Annotated in this window: 22 protein-coding genes and 1 tRNA gene; 11 read left to right on the forward strand and 12 right to left on the reverse strand. The window is 54.3% G+C overall.

Going from position 1 to position 21,578, the window contains the following annotated elements; genetic code table 11:
- Positions 1-2: 2 nt before the first annotated feature.
- The 10 genes from ACWGXE_RS17570 to rho all read right to left on the reverse strand — a co-directional run bounded on the left by ACWGXE_RS17570 (position 3) and on the right by rho (position 8,864).
- The gene (locus ACWGXE_RS17570; protein WP_447599307.1) at positions 3-701 is read right to left on the reverse strand and encodes a hypothetical protein; all 699 of its coding nucleotides are present in this window, start codon (positions 699-701) and stop codon (positions 3-5) included.
- Positions 702-736: 35 nt separating this feature from the next.
- Positions 737-1,369, reverse strand: coding sequence for an imidazole glycerol phosphate synthase subunit HisH (gene hisH / locus ACWGXE_RS17575; protein ID WP_447599308.1), 633 nt, complete (start codon positions 1,367-1,369; stop codon positions 737-739).
- Between the two features lie 32 nt (positions 1,370-1,401).
- Positions 1,402-2,004 (reverse strand): imidazoleglycerol-phosphate dehydratase HisB, encoded by a 603-nt coding sequence (gene hisB / locus ACWGXE_RS17580; RefSeq protein ID WP_447599309.1) that lies wholly within the window; start codon positions 2,002-2,004, stop codon positions 1,402-1,404.
- Positions 2,001-3,284 (reverse strand): histidinol dehydrogenase, encoded by a 1,284-nt coding sequence (gene hisD, locus ACWGXE_RS17585; RefSeq protein ID WP_447599310.1) that lies wholly within the window; start codon positions 3,282-3,284, stop codon positions 2,001-2,003. Before hisD ends, hisB begins: the two co-directional genes overlap by 4 nt.
- A complete protein-coding gene (hisG, locus tag ACWGXE_RS17590; protein WP_447599312.1) occupies positions 3,281-3,988 on the reverse strand; it encodes an ATP phosphoribosyltransferase in 708 nt (235 codons plus the stop codon). The genes hisD and hisG overlap by 4 nt, the downstream gene beginning before the upstream one ends.
- The gene (murA, locus tag ACWGXE_RS17595) at positions 3,982-5,241 is read right to left on the reverse strand and encodes a UDP-N-acetylglucosamine 1-carboxyvinyltransferase (protein WP_447603786.1); all 1,260 of its coding nucleotides are present in this window, start codon (positions 5,239-5,241) and stop codon (positions 3,982-3,984) included. The genes hisG and murA overlap by 7 nt, the downstream gene beginning before the upstream one ends.
- Entirely contained in the window at positions 5,241-6,101 is an 861-nt protein-coding gene (gene prmC, locus ACWGXE_RS17600) for a peptide chain release factor N(5)-glutamine methyltransferase (RefSeq protein WP_447599313.1), read from the reverse strand. The genes murA and prmC overlap by 1 nt, the downstream gene beginning before the upstream one ends.
- Before the next feature lie 42 nt (positions 6,102-6,143).
- Entirely contained in the window at positions 6,144-7,211 is a 1,068-nt protein-coding gene (gene prfA / locus ACWGXE_RS17605) for a peptide chain release factor 1 (RefSeq protein ID WP_447603788.1), read from the reverse strand.
- A gap of 108 nt (positions 7,212-7,319) precedes the next feature.
- Entirely contained in the window at positions 7,320-7,526 is a 207-nt protein-coding gene (gene rpmE / locus ACWGXE_RS17610) for a 50S ribosomal protein L31 (RefSeq protein WP_447599314.1), read from the reverse strand.
- 90 nt (positions 7,527-7,616) lie between these two features.
- A complete protein-coding gene (gene rho / locus ACWGXE_RS17615) occupies positions 7,617-8,864 on the reverse strand; it encodes a transcription termination factor Rho (protein ID WP_447603790.1) in 1,248 nt (415 codons plus the stop codon).
- A gap of 519 nt (positions 8,865-9,383) precedes the next feature.
- Here rho and ACWGXE_RS17620 point away from each other — a divergent pair.
- From ACWGXE_RS17620 to ACWGXE_RS17665, 10 genes are all read left to right on the forward strand, one after another.
- A complete protein-coding gene (locus ACWGXE_RS17620) occupies positions 9,384-9,797 on the forward strand; it encodes a DUF2203 domain-containing protein (protein ID WP_447599315.1) in 414 nt (137 codons plus the stop codon).
- 63 nt (positions 9,798-9,860) lie between these two features.
- A complete protein-coding gene (locus ACWGXE_RS17625) occupies positions 9,861-10,148 on the forward strand; it encodes a YciI family protein (RefSeq protein WP_447599316.1) in 288 nt (95 codons plus the stop codon).
- Positions 10,149-10,447: 299 nt separating this feature from the next.
- Positions 10,448-11,083, forward strand: coding sequence for a carbon monoxide dehydrogenase beta subunit family protein (locus tag ACWGXE_RS17630; RefSeq protein WP_447599317.1), 636 nt, complete (start codon positions 10,448-10,450; stop codon positions 11,081-11,083).
- Positions 11,084-11,121: 38 nt separating this feature from the next.
- Complete coding sequence (locus tag ACWGXE_RS17635; protein WP_447599318.1) at positions 11,122-12,333, forward strand: transketolase C-terminal domain-containing protein; 1,212 nt, start codon at positions 11,122-11,124, stop codon at positions 12,331-12,333.
- 55 nt (positions 12,334-12,388) lie between these two features.
- Positions 12,389-13,294, forward strand: a complete 906-nt coding sequence (locus ACWGXE_RS17640; RefSeq protein WP_447599319.1) for a thiamine pyrophosphate-dependent enzyme — start codon at positions 12,389-12,391, stop codon at positions 13,292-13,294.
- A 17-nt stretch (positions 13,295-13,311) separates the two neighbouring features.
- Entirely contained in the window at positions 13,312-14,019 is a 708-nt protein-coding gene (locus ACWGXE_RS17645) for a 2-oxoacid:acceptor oxidoreductase family protein (RefSeq protein WP_447599320.1), read from the forward strand.
- Between the two features lie 18 nt (positions 14,020-14,037).
- Positions 14,038-14,316, forward strand: coding sequence for a pyruvate ferredoxin oxidoreductase (locus ACWGXE_RS17650; RefSeq protein ID WP_447599321.1), 279 nt, complete (start codon positions 14,038-14,040; stop codon positions 14,314-14,316).
- A 116-nt stretch (positions 14,317-14,432) separates the two neighbouring features.
- The gene (locus ACWGXE_RS17655) at positions 14,433-14,702 is read left to right on the forward strand and encodes a hypothetical protein (protein ID WP_447599322.1); all 270 of its coding nucleotides are present in this window, start codon (positions 14,433-14,435) and stop codon (positions 14,700-14,702) included.
- Positions 14,703-14,786: 84 nt separating this feature from the next.
- A tRNA-Asn gene (locus tag ACWGXE_RS17660) sits at positions 14,787-14,862 on the forward strand.
- A gap of 109 nt (positions 14,863-14,971) precedes the next feature.
- Positions 14,972-15,925, forward strand: a complete 954-nt coding sequence (locus ACWGXE_RS17665) for a YheT family hydrolase (RefSeq protein ID WP_447603791.1) — start codon at positions 14,972-14,974, stop codon at positions 15,923-15,925.
- A 50-nt stretch (positions 15,926-15,975) separates the two neighbouring features.
- Here ACWGXE_RS17665 and ACWGXE_RS17670 read toward each other — a convergent pair whose 3' ends face one another.
- Together ACWGXE_RS17670 and ACWGXE_RS17675 are read right to left on the reverse strand one after the other, a co-directional pair.
- Entirely contained in the window at positions 15,976-18,975 is a 3,000-nt protein-coding gene (locus ACWGXE_RS17670) for an ATP-binding protein (protein ID WP_447599323.1), read from the reverse strand.
- A 226-nt stretch (positions 18,976-19,201) separates the two neighbouring features.
- Positions 19,202-20,311: a TenA family transcriptional regulator gene (locus ACWGXE_RS17675; protein ID WP_447599324.1), complete on the reverse strand. Its 1,110-nt coding sequence runs from the start codon at positions 20,309-20,311 to the stop codon at positions 19,202-19,204.
- Between the two features lie 739 nt (positions 20,312-21,050).
- Between ACWGXE_RS17675 and ACWGXE_RS17680 the strand changes: the two genes are divergently transcribed.
- A complete protein-coding gene (locus ACWGXE_RS17680; RefSeq protein ID WP_447599325.1) occupies positions 21,051-21,446 on the forward strand; it encodes a hypothetical protein in 396 nt (131 codons plus the stop codon).
- Positions 21,447-21,578: the final 132 nt, after the last annotated feature.

Below are 21,578 nucleotides of genomic sequence, written 5' to 3' on the forward strand. Positions count from 1 at the left end.
CGTTACTCCTTAATTCGCCCGCCGAATGGGAATTCACGAGCAAGTCTGTCCGAGCCATAGGCGGCCAGTTCTTCGGCTGTGACAAAAGCTCCATACCGTTGAATGAACCCCCACAGGTCTTCGGACATCGGCCGCTGCCGTTCGTAATAATTGCCTTCCCAGAGCACGGCGCCGTCATTACCGACCAATTTCATTTCAAACCCGACCGTGGCAGGCGGACTGGCGCCCACGCGACTGCCGACTCGCTCTTGATAGACCAGCACCGTACCGATTAAAGCCGCGTCCGCGTCCATGCGCGCCGCAATTTTCTTCCCGATCGCCTCCAACGGCTCCGGGTCCTTGTCACGATAAAGCGTTCCTGCGCTCTTTATGACTTCATCCGGTGAGATAATCTCAAGACCGGGCTTGTCCTTCAGCTTTGTCCAAACCAGGTTGGTGATGATCCGGGACGCAGACTGAGGGACTTCCTGAGTAAACCGAGGATAGGTCTCGGTGTTCGGGGGAACAGCCACAGAGATATCCGAACGCCTGACGCCTTCCGGCACGGACATCGAGGGGCTGTTAGGCTGGAGAACCTGCGGAGTGGATGTCGTCTCAAACGGCACCACGGCAATTTTGTGAATGCGGTACTGCTGGATTTGTGGGGCGGTTTTGGTCGTGACTTTCGGCCCGCTGCAGCCGCCGAGGGCAATCAACACCATCGCCCATATCCATCGAGGTCGGCGCCGGCGGGAACTCATTGCCAGTCACCAAAATTTTTGAGGAGCTGCAAACCGACACGTTGGCTCTTCTCCGGGTGAAACTGGCAAGCAACGACGTTGTCCTTCCAGATGGAAGAGACAAAACTGATTCCATACTCGGTGTAGCTCGCCGCAAGACCCGCGTCCTCGGGCGTTACGAAATACGAATGCACAAAATAGCAATATACGCCGCTGGAGACCCCGGAAAATATAGGCGCCGGGCGGGTGATCTCGATTCGGTTCCAGCCGATGTGTGGAATTTTCAGATCCGCGGCGACGGACTTCGACGAACCGGCCGATGACGGAAATCGCGTGACGCGGCCTGGGATGACATCGAGCCCCTTGTGGAAACCGAATTCATTGCTCTCGGTAAAAAGCAGTTGAAGCCCCAGGCAGATTCCCAGAAAGGGCTTCCCGGACCGGATTGCCCGCACAATGGGATAGGTCAAGTCATACCGGAGCAGATTCGCCATACAGTCGCCGAATGCGCCGACCCCGGGCAACACCAGATGGCTCGCATCGGCAATAACGCGCGCGTCTCTGGTTATGACGGCCCGATGTCCCACCGCATCGAGCGCCTTGTGGACGCTGCGCAGGTTCCCCATACCATAGTCGATAATGGCGATCATTATGACGCCTGCGTACCGAATGGAAGATACGGCTACAGTTGACCTTTAGTGGATAGCACTCCGGAGACTCGCTCATCCAGCGCCGTGGCCTGATCCAACGCTTTGGCCAACGCTTTGAAAATCGCCTCCATGATGTGGTGCGGGTTCCGACCATAGAGCAGATTGACGTGAAGGTTGAAAGCGCCGTGGGTCACAAACGCTTGAAAAAAGTCCTCGAACAGGCCGAGATCGAACGACTTGATCTTCCGATCCGGCAAGTCGACGCGATACACGAGATAGGGACGGCCGCTCAAATCCACGGTGACTTGAGCCAGCGTCTCATCCAGCGGCACCGAGGCGAAGCCGAAGCGCTTGATGCCTTCTTTCTTTCCCAATGCTTGGTTCAATGCCATGCCTAGAACGATTCCTACGTCCTCCACCGTGTGGTGTTCATCGATCTCGGTATCCCCCTTCGCCTGGACGGTCACATCGAAGAACCCGTGCTTGGCAAAAAGAGTCAACATATGATCCAGGAACGGAATCGTCGTGGAAACGTTCCCGCGACCGGCTCCGTCCAAAAGCCATTCGATTCGGACCTGTGTCTCCGTGGTCGAACGGTCTACATTGGCCTGTCTGGCCGCCGGCTGAGCGCTCATGAGAACCTGCTTTGCGCGGACTTCGCGTGCGCGTCAAACCCTTCAATGGTCGCCAGGCGAAGGATGTGGTCTTTGGCCGTTCCTAATTCTTCCTTGGTATAATGAATGATATTGCTCACCTTCACATAATCTCCGACGGACAAGGGCGAAAAAAATCTGGCCGTGGCCCCGGTGGGTAACACGTGGTTCGGACCGGCAACGTAATCCGCGACGGCGGGCGGCGTATATCGGCCGAGAAATAATGCGCCCGCATGGTGAATGCGCTCCAGATAGTCGAAGGGCCGCTCGACGGAAAGCGTAAGATGTTCCGGCGCGATGGTATTGGCCGCCTCGATCGCGTCATCCAGCGTGGCCACCACAAAGGCGACAAAATGCCGGGCGATAGACTTGGCGGCGATTTTTTCCCGCTGCAGCCCCTTCAATTGGCTTTCCAGCATGCGGACCACATCCTCGGCCAACGACTTCGACGTCGTGACCAAATAGACTTGTGCGTCTTCATCGTGCTCGGCCTCGCATAACAAATCCGCCGCGACATGAGCGGCTTTGGCTTCACCGTCCGCAATGACAAGCAGCTCGCTTGGACCGGCCACCATATCGATGCCGACCGTGCCGTACAGCATTCGCTTGGCGGTCGCAACATACACATTGCCCGGACCGACGATCTTATCGACCGCTCCGATCGTCTCCGTCCCGAACGCCATGGCACCGACGGCCTGCACGCCTCCTACCCTGTATATCTCGTCCACACCGGCAATATCGGCTGCGACCAGAAGGTACGGGTTGAGGTGTCCTTTCGGCGCCGGCGTACACATCACGATTCGCCGCACGCCGGCGACTTTGGCCGGGATCGCGCACATGAGCACCGAAGATGGGTACGCGGCTTTTCCGCCCGGCACATAGACGCCGACGGCGTCCAGGGGAGTCACCATCTGTCCGAGTGTCGCGGTATTCTCCTGATACATCCAAGTCTGGATACGCTGGCGTTCGTGGAAAGCGATGATTCTCTGCGCGGCATACCGCAATGTATCTCCCTCTTCTTTGCGGATGCGATAGTAGGCTTCCTTGATCTCTTCCGATTTAACCCGTATCTGATCGGCCTTGAGTGTCGCGTGATCGAACTGTTTCGTGAACCGGATGACGGCCCGATCCCCCCCCCGTTCCACGGCCGACAAGATAGCCCTCACACTTTTTTCGACCGCGTCCCCTTGAATCCTGGAACGACCGGCAATCCGCTTCAACGCGCCTGGAAAAGCCTTATCGGTTTGGGCAATAATTTTCATGGCGTCTTGGTCAACGCAGTTCCGGGTTTGCGCAGTCGAAGCACCGGCCGCCGCATCCTCGCCTTACCGTTGGCGCCTGGAACGATTTGGGTCCGCAGAGCGTCAATCAGTTCCGTCAGCGGGCGATGTTTCAATTTCAAACTGGCTCGGTTCACGATCAATCGCGCAGTCGAATGAGCGATGACTTCTGTTTCAACCAAATGATGGGCCTTCAACGTATTGCCGGTTTCCACCAGATCCACAATCCGATCCGCCAGCCCTACAATGGGCGCGAGTTCGATCGAACCATAGAGTTTGATGATCTCTACCGGAATGCCCCGTTGGTTGAAATAGCGCTCCGTCACTTTCGGATATTTGGTGGCGACTCGAATCTTTGAGGACAGGCTGTCACATGATGCTTGTCCTTCTAAAATGGCGACGGAAATTTTACACGCTCCCACCTTTAAATCCAACGGCTCATAGACGTCACAATCTTGCTCCAAGAGAACGTCCTTGCCGACCACACCCGCATCGGCTGCTCCATATTCCACGTAGGTCGGCACGTCGCTCGGCCGAACAATGAGAAACGTGACATCGGACCCGGAGCACCGGAACACCAGCTTTCGGCTGCCCTTCGCTAGTGTCTCGCTGTGATATCCGGCCTCAGAAAAGAGCGCCAGGATGGGATCGAGAAGCTTTCCTTTTGACAACGCAATAGTCAGCATTGCTCTTTCTTCCGTTCGATGGTCGCGCCGAGTCCCTGTAGTTTCTCTTCGAGACGTTCATAGCCGCGATCCAAATGATACACGCGCGAGACCTCGGTTGTCCCTTCAGCGGCCAATCCGGCCAGTATCAGACCCGCGCTTGCACGCAGGTCCGAAGCCATGACAGGAGCACCCGTCAACTGTTCCTTACCAGTCACCATGGCACGATGGCCCTCTACTCGAATATCGGCTCCCATGCGGCGAAGTTCCTCCACATGCATGAATCGGCTCTCAAACACCGTTTCTGTGATCACGCTCGTTCCTTCCGCGACCGCCATTAAGGCGACAAACTGAGCCTGCATATCCGTGGGGAAGCCCGGATGCGGACAAGTCCTGACATTGATACCTTTCAAACGATGCCGCACGCGCAGCCGGATGGTTTCTTTTCCTTCTTGGATCTCCGCGCCGCTTTCCCGCAATTTGACAAGTAACGCTTCCAAATGGCTCGGGCGAGATCGATGGACCTCGACGTCTCCGCCCGTCATGGCGCCCGCAATCAAGTAGGTCCCGGTCTCGATACGGTCTGGGATGACTTCGTGATCCGCACCGTGCAGCCCCGAGACGCCGTCGATGACCATGCAATCCGAGCCGGCTCCATTGATCCGAGCTCCTCTTTTTATCAAGAATTCAGCCAAATCGCATATTTCAGGCTCTTTCGCGGCGTTCTCAATCACCGTGGTGCCTTCGGCCAGACATGCAGCCATCATTACGTTTTCGGTTCCGGTAACCGTCGGGGTATCGAAATAGACTCGATCCCCTCGCAATCGGCTGGCTCTGGCCCTGATATAGCCGTGCTCAATCTCAATGTCGGCTCCGAGCTTGGCCAGCCCAGTCAAATGCAAGTCGACCGGTCGGGAACCAATCGCGCACCCACCAGGCAGCGAAACGACAGCTTCCCCGCAACGGGCCAATAACGGACCAAGGACGAGAACGGACGCCCGCATTGTTCTGACAAGATCATAGGGGGCCTGTGTGGATTTCACCGATTCGGCGCGGACGACGGTATGCTCGGCCTCCCGGGATACCGAAATCCCAAGCATCCCAAGTAGCTTCCCCATGGTCACCACATCAGCCACATGGGGCAGATTCGACAGGACGCATTCACCGCCCCCCAGGATCGTAGAGGCAAGGATGGGAAGCGCCGCGTTCTTTGCGCCGCTGATCCGAACCACTCCCTGTAGCGGTTTCCCCCCTGTGATGATGATGCGATCCATCATGACCCCAGGGACTGTATTCGAATGATGCGGTCGATTCCCGCTGCATCCCGACGAACAGTCGGCTGCGCATACCGTCCCGTTGCTATCGCCAATTGACGGACCGCCTGCGATTGTCCCCTCCCCATTTCCATGAAAAGCCACCCACCCGGTTTGAGATATCGCCAAGCCTGGTCGAGTAGCCGGCGATGCACTTCAATACCGTCGGTGCCTCCGACAAGCGCAACCCGAGGCTCGAAGTCTCGTACTTCGGGCTGGAGCGAGAGCCATTCCGCTTCCGAAATATAGGGAGGATTCGACACAATGACATCTATCTGACCGGCCAGTCCCATGAACTCCAGCGGCTCGCAAAGATCTCCTAGAGCGCAAGCAATCCTTCCGCAAAGCGAATGCCGGGCCGCATTATTCTCGGCCACCGCCAGCGCCGATGCAGAACAGTCCACAGCATAAACCCTCGTGTCCGGCATAACGGAGGCCAGTGTCACGGCAAGACATCCCGATCCCGTTCCGACATCGACGACGGTCGCCGGAGACTTCCCGATCAGCACTTGCTTCGCCTCCTCAACGAGCAGTTCGGTTTCCGGGCGGGGGATCAGCACTGCGGGACTGACGTCAAAGTCCAGTCCACAAAATTCTTGGGATCTCAAGATGTATTGGAGCGGTTCTCGCCCGGCCCGCCGGCCGATGAGCGCCTCCACTTCGGCGCATTCGGATTCGGTCAGTCGCCGTCCTCCTTCAAGAGTCAACCTCAACCGCGTCGTCCGCAAGGCCTCCTCCAACAGCCAGGCAGCCTCGTGCGAATCGTTTTCAATTCCTGCGCGCGCCAATCTCTGCCGGGAGCGCGCCAATACTTCGGCCACGGTAGGTCTCGTCAAGGGTTCAGTGGATGTCACTACGTCCATTTATCCCCCTGCGACCACCGCTTGCTGGTAATGCGTCCTCAGCGTCAGCACTATCTCCTCAAGATCCCCATCTAATACCTGATCAAGTTTATGAACGGTCAAGCCGATGCGGTGGTCCGTGACGCGGTTTTGCGGAAAATTATATGTTCGGATTTTTTCGCTGCGGTCTCCGCTTCCCACCTGAGCCTTCCGGTTCTGCGCGATTTCCGCCTCCTGCTTTTCGCGTTCCGCTTCGACGATGCGCGCCCGCAAGGTGCGCATCGCTTTCGTGCGATTTTTCAGTTGCGACCGCTCATCCTGGCAGCTGACGACGACTCCGGTCGGAAGGTGCGTAATTCGCACGGCCGAATAGGTCGTATTCACGCTCTGGCCGCCGGCGCCCGAGGAGCAGAACGTGTCGATTCGAAGATCCTTTGGATCAATATGGACATCGACTTCATCCACCTCGGGCATCACCGCGACAGTGACGGCCGACGTATGTATTCGGCCGCTGCCTTCCGTGACCGGCACTCGTTGCACGCGATGGACACCGCTCTCATATTTCAATAGTCCATAGGCGCCCTTCCCCTCGATAAGCGCGATGACTTCCTTATATCCTCCCATGCCTGTTTCGGAAGCCTCTACAATTTCGAGGTGCAATCCTTGCCGCTCGGCATACTTCGCATACATTCGAAACAGATCGCCGGCGAACAACGCCGCTTCGTCGCCCCCGGTACCGGCACGGATTTCCAAAAATAAATTCTTTTCGTCACGAGGATCTTTCGGCGTCAACAGCTCTCGCGACCGGTCCTCCATTTCCGACAACTGTTTCCGCAACCGGCCGCTTTCCTCGGTCGCGAGGCCCTTCATCTCCAGCCCGGCCGCGGGATCGGCCAACATCGATTCAACCTCATCAAGCTGCCTCCGCAAATCGCAAAAACGGCCGTAGTCCTGGGCCAATTCTTCGATTTCCATCCGCTCCTTGTTGACCTTATGCATGAGTGCCGGCTGGCTCAACACAGACGGATCCAACAGTTGGTTGGTCAGTTCATCGTAGCGGCTTGCAACGCCTTCCCACTTCTTTAACAATGCTTCTTCCATGAGCCATCCACCTGGATTCACTTCAACTCTAACTCCACAAAAAACAAGAGACCCTGCCCCATCGATGAAGCAGGGTCTCCCAAAGCCTGTGAACGGCTACTTGTCCTTCTTGGCGTACTTCTTTTTGAATCGTTCCACACGGCCTTCGGTATCGACAATCTTTTGCGTACCCGTAAAGAACGGGTGGCAGCTGGCGCAGATATCAACATTGATGTTTCCCACCGTCGACCGTGTCTTAAACGTATGGCCGCACGCGCAATGGACCACCGCCTCACGATAGACCGGATGTATCCCTTTCTTCATATGCGCTCCTTCATGTCTGCAATAAGCCTTATCCCGGACTCTGAGTCGGCAGAATGTACACCGGATGGAACCTGCCAGGCAAGTTCGCCGTCACCGATTCATCGATTGCAGGAATTCCTGATTCGTCTTCGTGCCTTGAATCTTGTCCATCAAAAATTCCATCGCTTCCATCGTTCCAAGCGGACTCAACACCTTTCGGAGAATCCACATCTTGTTCAGCCGATCGCGATCAACCAACAGTTCTTCCTTGCGCGTACCGGACTGGCTGATATCGATCGCGGGGAAGATCCGCTTATCGGCCAGACGGCGATCCAAATGCACTTCCATGTTGCCGGTGCCTTTGAACTCTTCAAAAATAACGTCATCCATTCGACTCCCCGTGTCGATCAGAGCCGTGGCCATAATGGTCAGGCTGCCGCCGTTTTCAATATTTCTGGCGGCCCCAAAAAAACGTTTGGGTCTTTGCAGCGCATTCGAATCGAGCCCGCCGGACAGAACTTTGCCGCTCGGGGGCGCGATGGTATTGTAGGCGCGAGCCAACCTGGTGATGCTGTCGAGCAGGATCACGACATCTTTCTTATGCTCGACAAGTCGCTTCGCCTTCTCCAGAACCATTTCAGCCACCTGCGCATGGCGCTGCGCCGGTTCATCAAATGTCGAACTGATGACTTCAGCCTTGACTTGTCGCTGCCAATCGGTGACTTCTTCCGGCCTTTCATCGATCAGCAATACAATGAGGACCACTTCCTTGTGATTCTTGAGGATCGATCTTGCAATGGCTTGCAGTAACATTGTCTTGCCGGTTCTCGGCGCCGCGACAATAAGACCGCGCTGCCCCTTCCCGATCGGCGTCGTGAGATCCATCACCCGCGTGCAATACTCCTCCTGGTCGAACTCAAGCTTGATTCGTTCCTCGGGGTAAAGCGGGGTCAGATTGTCAAATAAGATCTTGTCTCGGGCGATCTCTGGATCTTCAAAATTAACCTTCTCCACCTTAAGCAGGGCAAAATATCTTTCGCTTTCCTTTGGAGGGCGTATCTGGCCGGAAACAATATCACCCGTGCGCAAATTGAACCGGCGGATTTGCGATGGAGAGATATAAATGTCGTCCGGCCCAGGGAGATAGTTCGAATCGGGAGCGCGAAGGAATCCGAATCCATCCGGGAGCGTCTCAAGAACTCCCTCGCCAAAGACCACGCCGTTTTTTTCCGTCTGAGCTTGGAGAATGGCAAAAATCAGTTCCTGCTTCCTCAAATTGGCGGCGCCTTCGATTTTCAACTCACGAGCCACTTCGTTGAGATCGGCGATGGTCTTCTGCTTGAGTTCGGCAAGATGCATAATCTCCCCCTTTGCCTGTGCCATACAACTCCCTACCGAGCGCTGGGCTCTTTCAATTCGTTATACGATGAGAACCGTGGATCCCCCATCTATCAATGTGCGGATTCAATCTTGTAATGTGCGGATTCAGTCTTATGATGTCGTCGGCCTGTGATTTTCAAATGGCGAGGATATTCTACTGATTCAATGAAGCGACACTGCCCTGCCTTGAAGAAACGGACCACGTGGGGTCAAAAGTAAGATCGCCCTTCAGAATTTAGGATTCAAGTCGTTGATTCGAGATGGGTCCTGGAAGTTGAAGGAGAAGAGGTACCCTTCAAATTGAACCTGAAGCTGTCTGTAGCATAACGACCAAGCTATGTTTTGTCAATACACTTCAGATGTGTGTCAACCCCAAGTAGAAATGTCCTCTTTCCCATGAGACCGAAAAGATCCCGACTCGTTATTCCATGCTCCCTATTTTTCCGAGCGCGGACGCTATTGCAGCCCAATCTAAGGTTGTGCTAAAGACGTGGCTCTATGGCGGCTCAAGGAAATGATCATCCGGAACGAGTGTTCTCGTTTGCGGAGGCGACAGAACTGTTGCCTCAATTAAATTCGCGCTTTACGTCCATTCGACGTTCCAAAGCCATTCTTGTCCGCACGAACGAGGAAATCAAGAAGGCCAGCGCGAATGCCGTGTATGGAGGAGGAAGCAAAAGCGGCTCCCTTTACATTCAAGCACTTCACGATGTCAGCACCAACTTGCAAGCGATTCACGAGTTGGGAGTTGTCGTCAAAGACGTCAACATTGGTTTATGCGATTTTCCCTTCCTCCTCGATGGACGTGTCGTCTACCTCTGTTGGAAATTTGGCGAAGACAAGATCAGATGGTGGCATGAACTGAGCCATGGGTACAAGGATAGGCATCCGTTGGAAGAGACCGCCATTTGATTGATCCTGCCGGTTGCCCCTCATTCTCCATGTGCCCATGTACCATGGTTAGCTGACCTTGCCATGAAATTTGTCATTCTCGGGTTTGATGGCCCGGATGGTCAAGCCAAGCGAAAAATTTATCGCCCGGCTCATATCGAACGAATAGAGCGTTGGAGCCGCCAAGGTCGGATCGTGCTGGCCGGCCCCTTGACGGATCAGGTCGGCAGCCTGATCGTCATCGAAACTGATTCGCGGGAAGAGGCTGAGCAGTTTGTGCGAGAAGATCCCTACACCGTGTTCGGAGTTTTCTACCGAGTCGAGGTCCATCCATTTCTACAGGTCTTTCCACTTGAGCAAACTCACTCCTGACCATTTCTATTCGATTCCATTAAGATCCTTCGTTCAAAAGCACATCCGCCTTCATTGCGTGCATTGACAACGTTAAAGTTTCCTACCTATAATGCCCACTTAGGAAATTTTCTGAGGCCGTTATTTTAGACCAAAAGGCCTAACGGTCTTTTTTTCTCGTAGCCCTAAATTTCCTCTAGGTGGGCCTTCTGCCGTGTTGCAGACGGCATCAAAAAAGCATAGAGTAACGATATCTTGCGTGGAAGCAGGGTCCTTCTTTCTCTTCATCGCCAAAAACTTAAACAAGTGAGCATATTCGAATGACTCAGTACCGCGTTCTACCAGGCCCGGAACATTTCCTTCCTCCTGCGGCGGCCAGCATGGGAATTCGTTTACCGAATCCCGGCGAGGCCCACATCAATGGAACAATTGTCTCCGAAGACAAAGCATATGAAGAGGCCGCCAAGCAATTTCTTATGGCTCAAGTGCCGACTATTTTCCCGGGTCCGCTGGTTTTATGGGCATGGAATGAAAAAGCCGCCAAGAAGGCCGCGGCAATACGCCATCTGTATGAGACCTTGAAGGAATGTGTTCAGCCTGGTCAGAAAGCCATGCTTATTCCTATGCCGGATTATCGCCCCAAGTATCCCAAAATCAATCCTGAAATCGAAATCAATCCCAACCACCCGAATCTGACGATTTGGCACAACAAGATCGACTGCTGCATGTTCGTCGGTGTCCATTGTCATCAGGCGAACCTGTCGCTAAAGATCATTCGTGGAGGAACATCTTGCTATACTATTGCGATGTGCGCGCAGGCCGGGCATGAGGACGCCATGCTCTCCATCCGAGATACATCTGTTGAGAAAATCATGACGCTGGCTCAGTGGGTCAAAAAGCTAAAAGGAACCGTGCAACCACGGCTGGCGGCAGCCAAAAGCTCCGCTTCGAACTGATCGGTTCGGGCAGGACAATTCGAAAGGAGGCTGGGCCCATGGGAGATATACATTCAGTCATCGGCACACAGAATAAGAAAGGCCAGACTTACACGGACCCGTGGGTTCTGATGAACGAGGCTCCGAGAACCCCGTCCTTCTATACAGGCAGCGAAGTCATTAAGGAAGCGGTTCGCCGAGCAAGCTGCGATGTGATGATCGCTTATCCAATTACTCCGCAGAGCGAGGCCGCCGCCTTAATCGGTGAGCTGTTTGCCGAAGGCTACATCGGGGACTATTTCCGCGGGGAAAGCGAGTTTGCGGTCATGTCTCAGTGCGCCGGAGCGGCGTTCGGAGGCGCCCGCGTCTTTACCACCACGGCCGGCCCTGGAACGATGCGCGCCATGGAAAATTTCCCGATGTGGGCAGGAGCCCGACTCCCCATCCAAATGATCGTTACGTGTCGAGGGATCAATTCGCCCCTCTCCATCCAACCGGATACCCTGGAAATAGCCTATTTGCTCAATACCGGTATGCTCGTGTGGCATGCCGAGACAGCTCAGGACTTTTTTGATTGGATTCTCAAAGGGTATATGGTTTCTGAAGAGCCGGACGTCCATCTGCCTCTGGCCCTTTGTTGCGACGGATTCTTTGTCACTCATACGAAGGACGTTGTGAATTTGACTCCTGTAGACATGTGCTTACCGCCGTACGATCCATATCGCTCACCGGTCCCGTGCATGGATATGGAATGCCCTCCGGTCCGAATGATGCGTGATCCTTTCGTGATGAAGAGCAACTATATCAGTTACGCGACACATGCCAGCTGGCAGCAAGAAATATGGGCAGCCATTGAACGGTCCCGCAAACACTCCATTCATTGGCTCAACGGCCTGATCGATTCGGAGAACACTGATGCCGATATTATGATTGTGGCATCCGGCACGGCGGTTTCCCAGGGTCGTGAAGCGATCCGCCTGCTCGACGATGAAGGAGTCCGATGCGGTCTCGTGAAGGTAAAGACCTTACGACCATGGCCGGGCGACGAGATCCGTGAAGCAACCAAACATGCGAAGCATATCTTCGTGCCGGAGTTTAATGTCACCGGATGGTTGGCTAAGGAAATTCGCGCCACTATCCCAAATAGCGATCGGGTGCATGCCGGCCCTCACGTCTGTGGAGGTATGACCATGCCGCCCGAGATTATTGTGTCCGAAATCAAGACCGCATTGGGGATGAGAGCCGAATCCCTGGCTGGACGAGGTAGCTGATCACAGCCGGTACGACAGTTCATCTGGCAAGAAAAGCATTTTTGGGGAGGCATACATGAGCAAAGAACGAATCAAAATTTCACCGGATCTATATGACATCATGCCGTCGGATTATCAGGACCTCGTCCAGCGCGCCACATATGGGAAAGAAGACCGCGGGTGGAAAGATATCGGCAACTCCAAGGAGCTGATTGAACAGCACTCGCTCTGTGCCGGCTGTCCGGAATCAATGGCTTTTCGCTATATCTTGGCCTCGCTGCCCAATCCCGAGGATACCGTCATGGTGGGTTCCACCGGCTGTACAAGCCTCGTGTTCCCGATGGTGGCCGTCCACAACATTCACTCCCTGTTCGGGAATCAAAATGCGATCGCTTCGGGATTAAAGCGCGCTCTCAGCGTGAGATTCCCGGACCGCGTGAAGGATGTGGTCGTCTTGGCCGGAGATGGGGCAACGGTCGATATCGGACTCGACATGACTTTGCAGGCTTGGTTTCGCCAGGAGAAGTTTACCACAATCTGCTTTGACAATGAACTCTACGCCAACACCGGTGGCCAGGAAAGCGGGCTCATGCAAAAAGGGTTTGTCGCCAAGATGGCCCCAGTCGGCAAACTTTTCGAGAAGGTACGTCTACCGGAAATTGCGCGAGAATCCGGTTGTCATTACGTTGTCAACTGTACGGTGAGCAAGCCGTCGCTCGTCGAAAAGGTTATCCGCAACGCGGTCTTAATCGCACGTGAAATCGGTCCGACCTATCTCCAGCTCTACACGCCCTGTATCCTCGAAATCGGGAAGAACAGCATGGAAGGACTGCAGGAGATGCGGGATTCGGAGAAACCGACCGAACGCTTTGCGTATAAAGAATACATCAGTGAGCCGGCCAAGCAACTGCTGGCCGAAGCGGCCGCAAAGGAAAAGGAAAGGAAAGCCGCAGCCAAACAGTTGACCGGCCAAGGCGCTTAGGATTCAGGAGGTTCTCGATGATCAAGAAAAGATTGAACATCCGCATGTCGGGTCTCGGCGGGCAGGGCGCCGTCACAGCGGCTCATGTCATGGCCATGGCGGCCAATAGAGACGGCAAATTCTCTATTTCGAATCCGTTTTTTGGAGCGGAAAAGCGGATGGCTCCGGCCGAAAGTTATTGCCGTATCGGCATTGAACGCATCTATGATCGGGGCGAGCTTGTTTTCCCTGATGTGATCGAAGTGTTCCATCCCCAGGTTATCACCATGGGAAAGAGCTACACCATGCCGTTTTATTCCGGTATCAAGGAAGGCGGGGTCGTCATCATTAATTCGGATGTTCCTTTGCTTTCCGAGGAGGACATTCAGCGACTCAAGGATTTGAATGTCGCCACACTGTACATTCCCGGCACGCAGATCGCTCTTGAGGTCGCGGGAACCGAACTCTCAACCAATATGACTATGATTGGCTCTGTGGCGGGCATCACAAAATGTGTCACGATGGAAGCGCTTGACGCAGCTCTTCAAGAACGTTTCGGCAAAAAATTCGTCGCCTCGGGAGGCACCGCGTCGCTAGACGAGGCGATCAAAAAGAAGTTCGCCAAGAAAGAAATGCTCTTACAAAAGAATCTTGCAACGGTGCGGCGAGCTTACGAAATTGGATCGGAATGGGCCGAGAAGAACCACGTGGAATTGAGAGTCGGCAATCCGGCTGTCGCAGCATAAGAAAAGGAACCTATCCGCATGTATAACGTTGCACAAGTCATTGACGAAAAGTGCGTCGCCAAGAAGGGGTGCCGGCTCTGTATCATGTATTGTCCCGAGGCAAATTGCCTCGACCTCAACAGCACTAAAATGGTTGCGGAAGTCACCATTGATCGTTGCAAGGGCTGCGAGCTGTGCGTCGTGGTCTGCAATGCCGCGAAACACCAAGCCATCGTCATGCAGGCCGTCAGCGCCAACGGCAGCCTTATGTCGGAAAAGGGTGAATCTGCCGGGCTGGGCCAAGCGTACCAAGGTTAACGCGACCGTAGTCGACAGGAACCCCGTAGCTTTCCGCTATGGGGTTTTTTGTTGGGGGAACCCGCTTCAGTATCGTTAAAAATCTCGACCAATATATATAATGTGGAGCGGAACCCATGCACAGTGAAGACAATGTTTTGGACGAGCTCTTGAACGAGATTTGCGGCCTGCTAAGCGCCTTTCCTAAAGCCCTGGAACGACAAGCTGCCGTCATCCACGCAGGGGGGAAAGACCCCGACTTGGCTCAGAAACTGATTAAAGCAGCCGATACAATGCGCGATAGCGGTAATCTCTACATTACCTGGGCCAAACATTACGTCGCCATGTCCCAGGGCAATACCGACGCCAGTTCAGAAGAGGACGAATCGGAAGACTTTGATATCTAACAGCCGGATGGGGCATTCTGCGGAAAAAAATTTCCCCGTCGGTTTCTCGTTTTGCTAGAATGTCGAAGTCTCAGCCCACCTTGTTCCCCGGTAGCTCAGTTGGTAGAGCAGCCGGCTGTTAACCGGCTGGTCGCAGGTTCGAGTCCTGCCCGGGGAGCCATCTTGTTCTAAATGCCTCTTCATGATGGTAGCCTTCCTGTGCTGGAATGCCCGTGACCAAGCTTCGCCCTGCCTTTGAACCGCATCCCCTCCTTCGGAATCCTCATGCGATGACGCTCGTCGCGAAGTTCTATCCGCGAAAGGGCCTACTGCGAGACATTCCGTTTGAACCAAGGAAGTTCACCGTCGCACCACACACACAAGTACTCGGCTTTTGTCACTGGCAACACCGTCGACATGCTTGTGGAACGGTGGTGCTTGTGCATGGCCTAGAAGGATGCGGTGACTCTCATTATATCGAAGGACTTGCCGCGAAAGCCTGGAAGGCGGGGCTGAACGTGATTCGCCTCAACCAGCGAACATGCGGAGGGACCGAACATCTAGCACCGTCCCTCTATAACTGCGGTCTCAGCGGAGACATCCGAGCCGTGGTCATGGAATTGACCGATAGAGATCGATTGGGATCGATTTCATTAATCGGGTACTCGATGGGAGGCAACTTAGTCCTCAAAATGGCGGGCGAGATAACGGCACCCATGCCGTCATTGTCCGGTGTATTCGCTGTCTGTCCCAACATTGATCCGACACAATGCATCGCTGCCCTGGAACGCCCCGGTAATCGTCTTTATCATGACTATTTTTTGAAACGGTTGAAATCAAGAGTCATCAGGAAAGCGGAATTATTTCCGGGACAATGGAATCTCGCCGCTTTACGCTCCATACGAACCATTCGCGAATTCGATGAACTCTACACTGCGCCCGACGGAGGATATGCGAACGCGGCCCAATACTATGATTTGTCAGGGGCGCGCCATGTGCTCGGCGCTATTCGAGTTCCGACGGTGATCATTACCGCTAAAGATGACCCATTTATCCCACATACCATGTTTGACACCTCGGCCATTGCCGCCAATCCATTCATTGATCTGGTCCTCACCGCAAAGGGCGGACATTGCGGCTTTTTCCAATGCCGGCAGAGGCACGAAGACTACTATTGGGTGGAAAACCGGTTAATCGAAATAATATCGACACAGCAGCCGGGCGGATTGAAGGGAATCGGGTAGCGGATGGAGTAAATCAATTTTAGGCTTTTTCGTGGAATAAGGAGGACTCTTTATGCGGGCTCTTTGGGAGAGTCCGTCATGCTCTGAAAAGTCCCCTCCGGGCCAAAGCGGGATTTGGCAACCAGCAGGCCGATCGCTCTGTCGGAATCCAGGTCAGCCGGTCGTGCCTGCCATTCGACGATTGGCGGACTGACGGGTAAATTGACGGAAAACGTGGTCCCATGGTCTACCTCGCTTGACACTTCGATATATCCGCCATGCTCCTTGATGATTTGATGGGCAATCGTTAATCCAAGACCGGTTCCTTCTCGTTCCCCGCTGGCGTGCTTGGTCGTATAAAACGGATCAAAAATGTGCTCCAGATCTTTGGGTGAGATACCGGGGCCGCTGTCTGCTATTTCAATCCTCACCCAATCCTCATGGGGATGCTTCACCAACTTTCTTGTCTTCACCGATAAATGCCCGCCGCGGTCGCCGATCGCTTCCACCGCGTTGATAAGCAGATTGAGCAGCACCTGCTTGATCTGCTGACGATCAAGCTTGACGTGGGGCAGATCGGTCTCAAGCTCGCGGCGAATGGCGATCGCCTTGCTGCTCGCCTTGACCTCTATAAAGTACAGGCAGGATGACACCACATCATTGAGGTTCTCCCGAGTTAGTTTTGGCGTCATATATCGGGCATAGTCAAGGATCTCGTGGATCAAGCGTTCAATCCGCTCGACGTCATCGCACACGACTTGACTGAACTGTTCCATGAATTCCGCGTCATCCCTGCGCTCGGGCGCGAGTTGGATAAACGTCTTAATGGACGTCAGCGGATTCCGAATTTCATGTGCAAACCCCCCGGCCATGGTTTCAAGCGATCGCAATCGATCAGTCCGGCGCATGAGGAGTTGGGACCGGCGGAGGTCTTCATACAGCAAGGCATTATCGAGGGCAATGGCGGCATGCTGAGCCAATGTGCGCAAGAGACCAAGTTCTTCCGTGGAATACATGCCGTGATTGGTTCGCTGACCGAGACAGCAAAACCCCACCAGGCGATCTTTATTGAGCAAAGGAATGCAGACTTCCGCATCGAGAGACTTCAAGGAATCCAAGACCCGCATACTGAGGTCACCTCCGGCTTCATACGCCACTTCTTCTTGCACGAGTGCCGTCTCCGCCTGCATCAATTCACGAGGCAGGTCTGAATCAACTTTAATTATCGCAGCCGCGCGATTATCTGCTCCGGCTCCATAATGAGCGGCCAAAGAATAGACTCCTTGTTCCTTATCCAACACAAAGACTGATGCCGTCTTGATACTCATAACCCTGGCCAGCGTTTGGACGATCTCCTTGGTCAACGATTTCAGTTCGAGAATCGATACCAGCGATTTCGAGAACTGCACCAGTGTGTCATAGGCGTCGTATCGTTCCCGGAACAACGTTTGTCCGATGGCCTGCTCCACTCCCTTCTGAAGATTGGACAAGACTCCTGCCACCACGACAAATAACGCAAACAAGACTCCGGCGAGCAGATAATAGAGACTCCCTGTAAACATGCGGATGATCAATAAAATAACGAGATAGGCCGGAATCAACGCGAGCAGTTTGATGGAAAGCACTACTTTCGGACGGCTCGGAACGAGGCTGACGTCCATCAATTCATATTTGGCCATCGTGTAGGCCACGACCGTTACGCATAATCCTGCAAAGAGATAGCCCAGGGGATAAAAGCCGATTCCATACGTCTGCAAAAAGTCGATTGACGCCGCAAACCCAAGTAGGAGCGCAATGAATGTATATTTGAGCTGCGCGGAGAGAAGAAACGAAGAGCCGAGGCTGATTCGATATCCTTGGTACAACCGATAGAGACTCACGACAGCGCCGGCTGCCAGATACATCACGAATGCCGGATGCAGAACGCCGGCTCTGGGATAGCGGCCCCAATAATAGGTGTAGTAGCCGTTTACCAGCAGATCGGTAAAGGAGAGAAGCCAGAATCCGGTGCTGATGACGTAGCCCCAGACGAGAGCCTTGTCTCTACGAGCCGTACCCAAAAGACTTTCTGTGAAATGATACGCCAAGACCGGAATATAAACGACACCCGTATAGATCACACGTTCCCAAAACACCGCTTCCTGTCCATCCTTTGCCGAGAACAGCATGAAGCACCCGAACAACCAGAGGCAGGCGGCGCCGCAGAGAGAGGCGAACGTGACGTTGGCAGCCGTACGGATGCCGTTGCCGAGCACCCAGAGACCGCAGATCAGGAACAGTGTCCCGGCAAGCAGCGGTGGAGTGGAATGAGCCGTCGCACGATCGCTCAAGACAGCGCCGATTGAAGTGGCGACCACGATGATCCCGAGCACGATGGCGTATCCGAGCCCTTTGTTGATCACCAGGCTGATATCCATTAATCGATGTCTGACGATTGCATACGTCATGATGATCGGATAGAGAACGATGGCGAAGTTTCCATACGGATAGACATCGATAGAAAAAATGGGCAGATAGTCCAGCGCGCCGAATAAATAGCCGATCGACGTGGCCAGAAGGAAATAGGAAATTTGAGTTTTCTTCTGGCCGGTCCGATGGGAACCTGTCGCGAGCAAAATCCAATGGCTGTAAAGGACCGACCCCATCCACCAGATCACGAAATAAGGAAATACGGCGCCCGGCACCGCGTAGTACAACGACGAAAAGACATGCCGCGCATTGCTGAAGAAGAGATCCGTGAACGCAAGTGGGGTAAATACGATTCCATGGAGATAACTGCTTAACAAAAATCGTGAAGCCGGGATTTCGCAAAATACATACACGAAGTGCGCAAACAGAATCGGGATCCATACCACCCCAAAAGCAAACGCCATTCTCCAGGCCCATAACGCTTCTGCCGGCTTCGAAGCCATGCCTATCCACATCCCGCCCCATCCCCAAACTCCGACGGAAAGCGTGAAGAAGAACCATAATCTATTGACGGACCGATGGCGCCCTTTTACGTAAACGAAATACCCGAATGCCATCGACGTGAGCCCGGTCAACAGCCCGGAGACAGCAAATGCATTCATGGGCGATCCGACGCGCAAATCATAGAGTAGTCGATCCCGTCAACCTGACAACGGGTCCGTAATAATTCGGTCATAGAGTCATCCCCATCCCCGGCGCACGGGTACAGAAACAGGCCGAACAGACCATGCGGAGTGCGAGCAATTTTAGACCGGCATCGGAAAGAATACAAAGGGGATACTGAAAGGCAGAAGTCACTCCTCGGGGAGCTTAACCAGGCTAGCCGGTTCAGGATCGAGCCATACCGTGGGGTGCGGCATATCGGATCGTTCGGTCCGCACACCGAACATAACAACCCTCCAACGCCATCAACAGATACTCCAAACTGCGTCTCGAGGCGAATATCACCTTCTCTTCCAAATCTCTGGTGGTATAGAGTTTCATGACTTGCAGTGCCTGCACCGGATGTAGCTCGTCATATCTGGCGTGATTTTGCATCCAGGCATACGCTTTACGGTCTAAATGAATGTTCGGCATTTTTGCATAATGGGGAAACCCTTGAAGGGTTAGTTTGGCGATGCCTTGCGTCACGCCTTCCACCGCATAATTCGTCGCAGCGACGGCTTCAGCCAAAGATCCTTGCGCATTGATCGACCATAACCAATGGGTCAACGCATCGACTTCGGGATATGGCACCACCGACTGCAGCGCCGATTTGGTGATCCCGAATCCTTCCGCCATATGGACCCATTGCGTCGCGTGCCGCTTTTCCACGCGAATATTGTCGATCATGAACCCACGGCTGTCCAAATCCGTCACTTTTGCGATGGTCAGAGCAATCCATTTCGGAAACGTTTCAATAAAGGGATACATTTGAAGAATCCACCCGCGCATCCGGTCCAACGATAAGGTTCCCGTGGAAGCTTCTTGAATAAGCCGGCACTCGAGAACGGCGTCCCAGTATGGTTTCGTCTGGCGCTGGAGTTCCGCAACCCAGGACGGATCCTTAGATAATCCGGAAGGCCCGGTGACTCCCCATGCCGCCGGGGTTGCGTGCGGGGCGGATTCGATCAACCGGGTCGCCTCTTCCGCAAGCGTATCCCTGGTCCCGTGGATGGTCAGCAGCGAATCCCGCCGGGCCGATGGATCGCGTATCACTTCCGCAAGAGCCGACTGGAGCATGTGCTCTTCGAATTCGCGGACCGCCGACAGCTGGACCATAATCAAATACTTGCGGGCGCCAGCGCCATCAGCAGGAATGCAGGAGATGACTTGTCCTGCGACATTCAAATAACAAATGCCGCTCCCCATTCTAAATTGGAGCGCCAGGGGACAACCCGACTTCAGGATCTGGTTGGTCAGCAGGCGCAACCGGTGAACACCGATCGCGTCCGTCATGCCTGGGGCATCCTCCTTCCCGTCTTGCAGGCGCAACAACACGGGTATGGCCACCGAAACCATATCGGAAGCCTGCGCCGCGGGCGCCGAGGAGGATCTCGTGTCAGATGAATTGAGACGTTGAAAAGAAGGCAGAAGCTTTCTGAACATGGTCTTCGTTCCCCGGCTCGACACGAAACAGCGATACCGGCTGTCCCGTTTGCGTCATCAAACCATTGCAATGAGCGAGCCCGTCAGGACGGCATCCGCCCCCCTCATCGGGCCGGAACGGTATCCCACAGATTTTCTATCCCGCAATGCGCCGGATCGACTAAATATTGCGCCGCATTCGCGGCCCGCGATCTAAGAAGGACAAATAAGACCAGGTAAGAAGCGCAAGACTAATGAATTATGACCGATATGATAGTACGTACATTCCCATTAGTACTTTGCGAAAAAATGAGTGGCAGTCACATAATTAATGAATCGAGCTCCTAATGTCAAACAAAACAATGGCCCTATTGCAATGTCGTAGATGACTCCCCTTAGTCATCACGGGCGGCCGAGACAGCGGTCTCGCGTCGCAGGTCGCATGGTGGCCATCAATTACCGCTCGCGCGCGCCAAGATGAGTGCCGTCGGGTGATGGGGCCGCATACGATGGCAATGGCTCCGCCGCAATGGCCTGGATTACGACAACACCAAAGAGTTGTCTTTCTCATAACGCTGTGCTAACGAGATATTCCATGGAGACATTCGCCATGATGCCACCATGGCGTCCGATCTTGTGGCGCCTGGCAGCTCTCTGGGTTCTGTACGCAAGTGGCTGCAGTTTCTCCCCACCCATCACGGACGGGTACCCGGCTCAAACTCGGATGCGGGGGAAACTCAAAGCGGAGATATTATCGTGTGCGGGGCGGCCGATCAGCGAAACACAGGAGGGCTCCGTAACGGAACTCCGCTATTACCGGGAAGCGCCGATGCTTGAAGAATCGGGCACGGCTTCAAAAGGGAGCATGCCGAGCGTCCATCACGGCTGCTGGGCTTCGCTCATGCTGAAAGACGACCGGGTGGAAGAGGTTCGCTATCGATTTGTCCCGGATTTCGTCGATGCCTCGAATGACTGCGAGGACCTCTTTTCGAACTGCGGCTCATGAGAATGAGGCCGCTCCCATTGCGCCAAATCGCGCACGATACAGCGTGCATACCAACCACGGCATGCGCAGACTTGAAGCGTTATTCTCTTCTTACCGCGATCACGTTTGGCGAGACCCAGCCATTAGATCCGG

Source organism: Nitrospira sp. Nam80 (assembly GCF_965152575.1).

Bases quoted from the DNA above. Each gene is read 5' to 3' on its own strand.
- murA (WP_447603786.1), bottom strand. From the start codon at position 5,241: ATGGATCGCATCATCATCACAGGGGGGAAACCGCTACAGGGAGTGGTT.
- hisB (WP_447599309.1), bottom strand. From the start codon at position 2,004: ATGAGCGCTCAGCCGGCGGCCAGACAGGCCAATGTAGACCGTTCGACC.
- hisH (WP_447599308.1), bottom strand. From the start codon at position 1,369: ATGATCGCCATTATCGACTATGGTATGGGGAACCTGCGCAGCGTCCAC.
- ACWGXE_RS17640 (WP_447599319.1), top strand. From the start codon at position 12,389: ATGAGCAAAGAACGAATCAAAATTTCACCGGATCTATATGACATCATG.
- hisG (WP_447599312.1), bottom strand. From the start codon at position 3,988: ATGCTGACTATTGCGTTGTCAAAAGGAAAGCTTCTCGATCCCATCCTG.
- ACWGXE_RS17670 (WP_447599323.1), bottom strand. From the start codon at position 18,975: ATGAATGCATTTGCTGTCTCCGGGCTGTTGACCGGGCTCACGTCGATG.
- ACWGXE_RS17655 (WP_447599322.1), top strand. From the start codon at position 14,433: ATGCACAGTGAAGACAATGTTTTGGACGAGCTCTTGAACGAGATTTGC.
- ACWGXE_RS17645 (WP_447599320.1), top strand. From the start codon at position 13,312: ATGATCAAGAAAAGATTGAACATCCGCATGTCGGGTCTCGGCGGGCAG.
- rpmE (WP_447599314.1), bottom strand. From the start codon at position 7,526: ATGAAGAAAGGGATACATCCGGTCTATCGTGAGGCGGTGGTCCATTGC.
- ACWGXE_RS17630 (WP_447599317.1), top strand. From the start codon at position 10,448: ATGACTCAGTACCGCGTTCTACCAGGCCCGGAACATTTCCTTCCTCCT.
- ACWGXE_RS17570 (WP_447599307.1), bottom strand. From the start codon at position 701: ATGGTGTTGATTGCCCTCGGCGGCTGCAGCGGGCCGAAAGTCACGACC.
- ACWGXE_RS17620 (WP_447599315.1), top strand. From the start codon at position 9,384: ATGGCGGCTCAAGGAAATGATCATCCGGAACGAGTGTTCTCGTTTGCG.
- hisD (WP_447599310.1), bottom strand. From the start codon at position 3,284: ATGAAAATTATTGCCCAAACCGATAAGGCTTTTCCAGGCGCGTTGAAG.
- ACWGXE_RS17675 (WP_447599324.1), bottom strand. From the start codon at position 20,311: ATGACGGACGCGATCGGTGTTCACCGGTTGCGCCTGCTGACCAACCAG.
- ACWGXE_RS17680 (WP_447599325.1), top strand. From the start codon at position 21,051: ATGATGCCACCATGGCGTCCGATCTTGTGGCGCCTGGCAGCTCTCTGG.
- ACWGXE_RS17635 (WP_447599318.1), top strand. From the start codon at position 11,122: ATGGGAGATATACATTCAGTCATCGGCACACAGAATAAGAAAGGCCAG.
- ACWGXE_RS17650 (WP_447599321.1), top strand. From the start codon at position 14,038: ATGTATAACGTTGCACAAGTCATTGACGAAAAGTGCGTCGCCAAGAAG.
- ACWGXE_RS17625 (WP_447599316.1), top strand. From the start codon at position 9,861: ATGAAATTTGTCATTCTCGGGTTTGATGGCCCGGATGGTCAAGCCAAG.
- ACWGXE_RS17665 (WP_447603791.1), top strand. From the start codon at position 14,972: ATGACGCTCGTCGCGAAGTTCTATCCGCGAAAGGGCCTACTGCGAGAC.
- rho (WP_447603790.1), bottom strand. From the start codon at position 8,864: ATGCATCTTGCCGAACTCAAGCAGAAGACCATCGCCGATCTCAACGAA.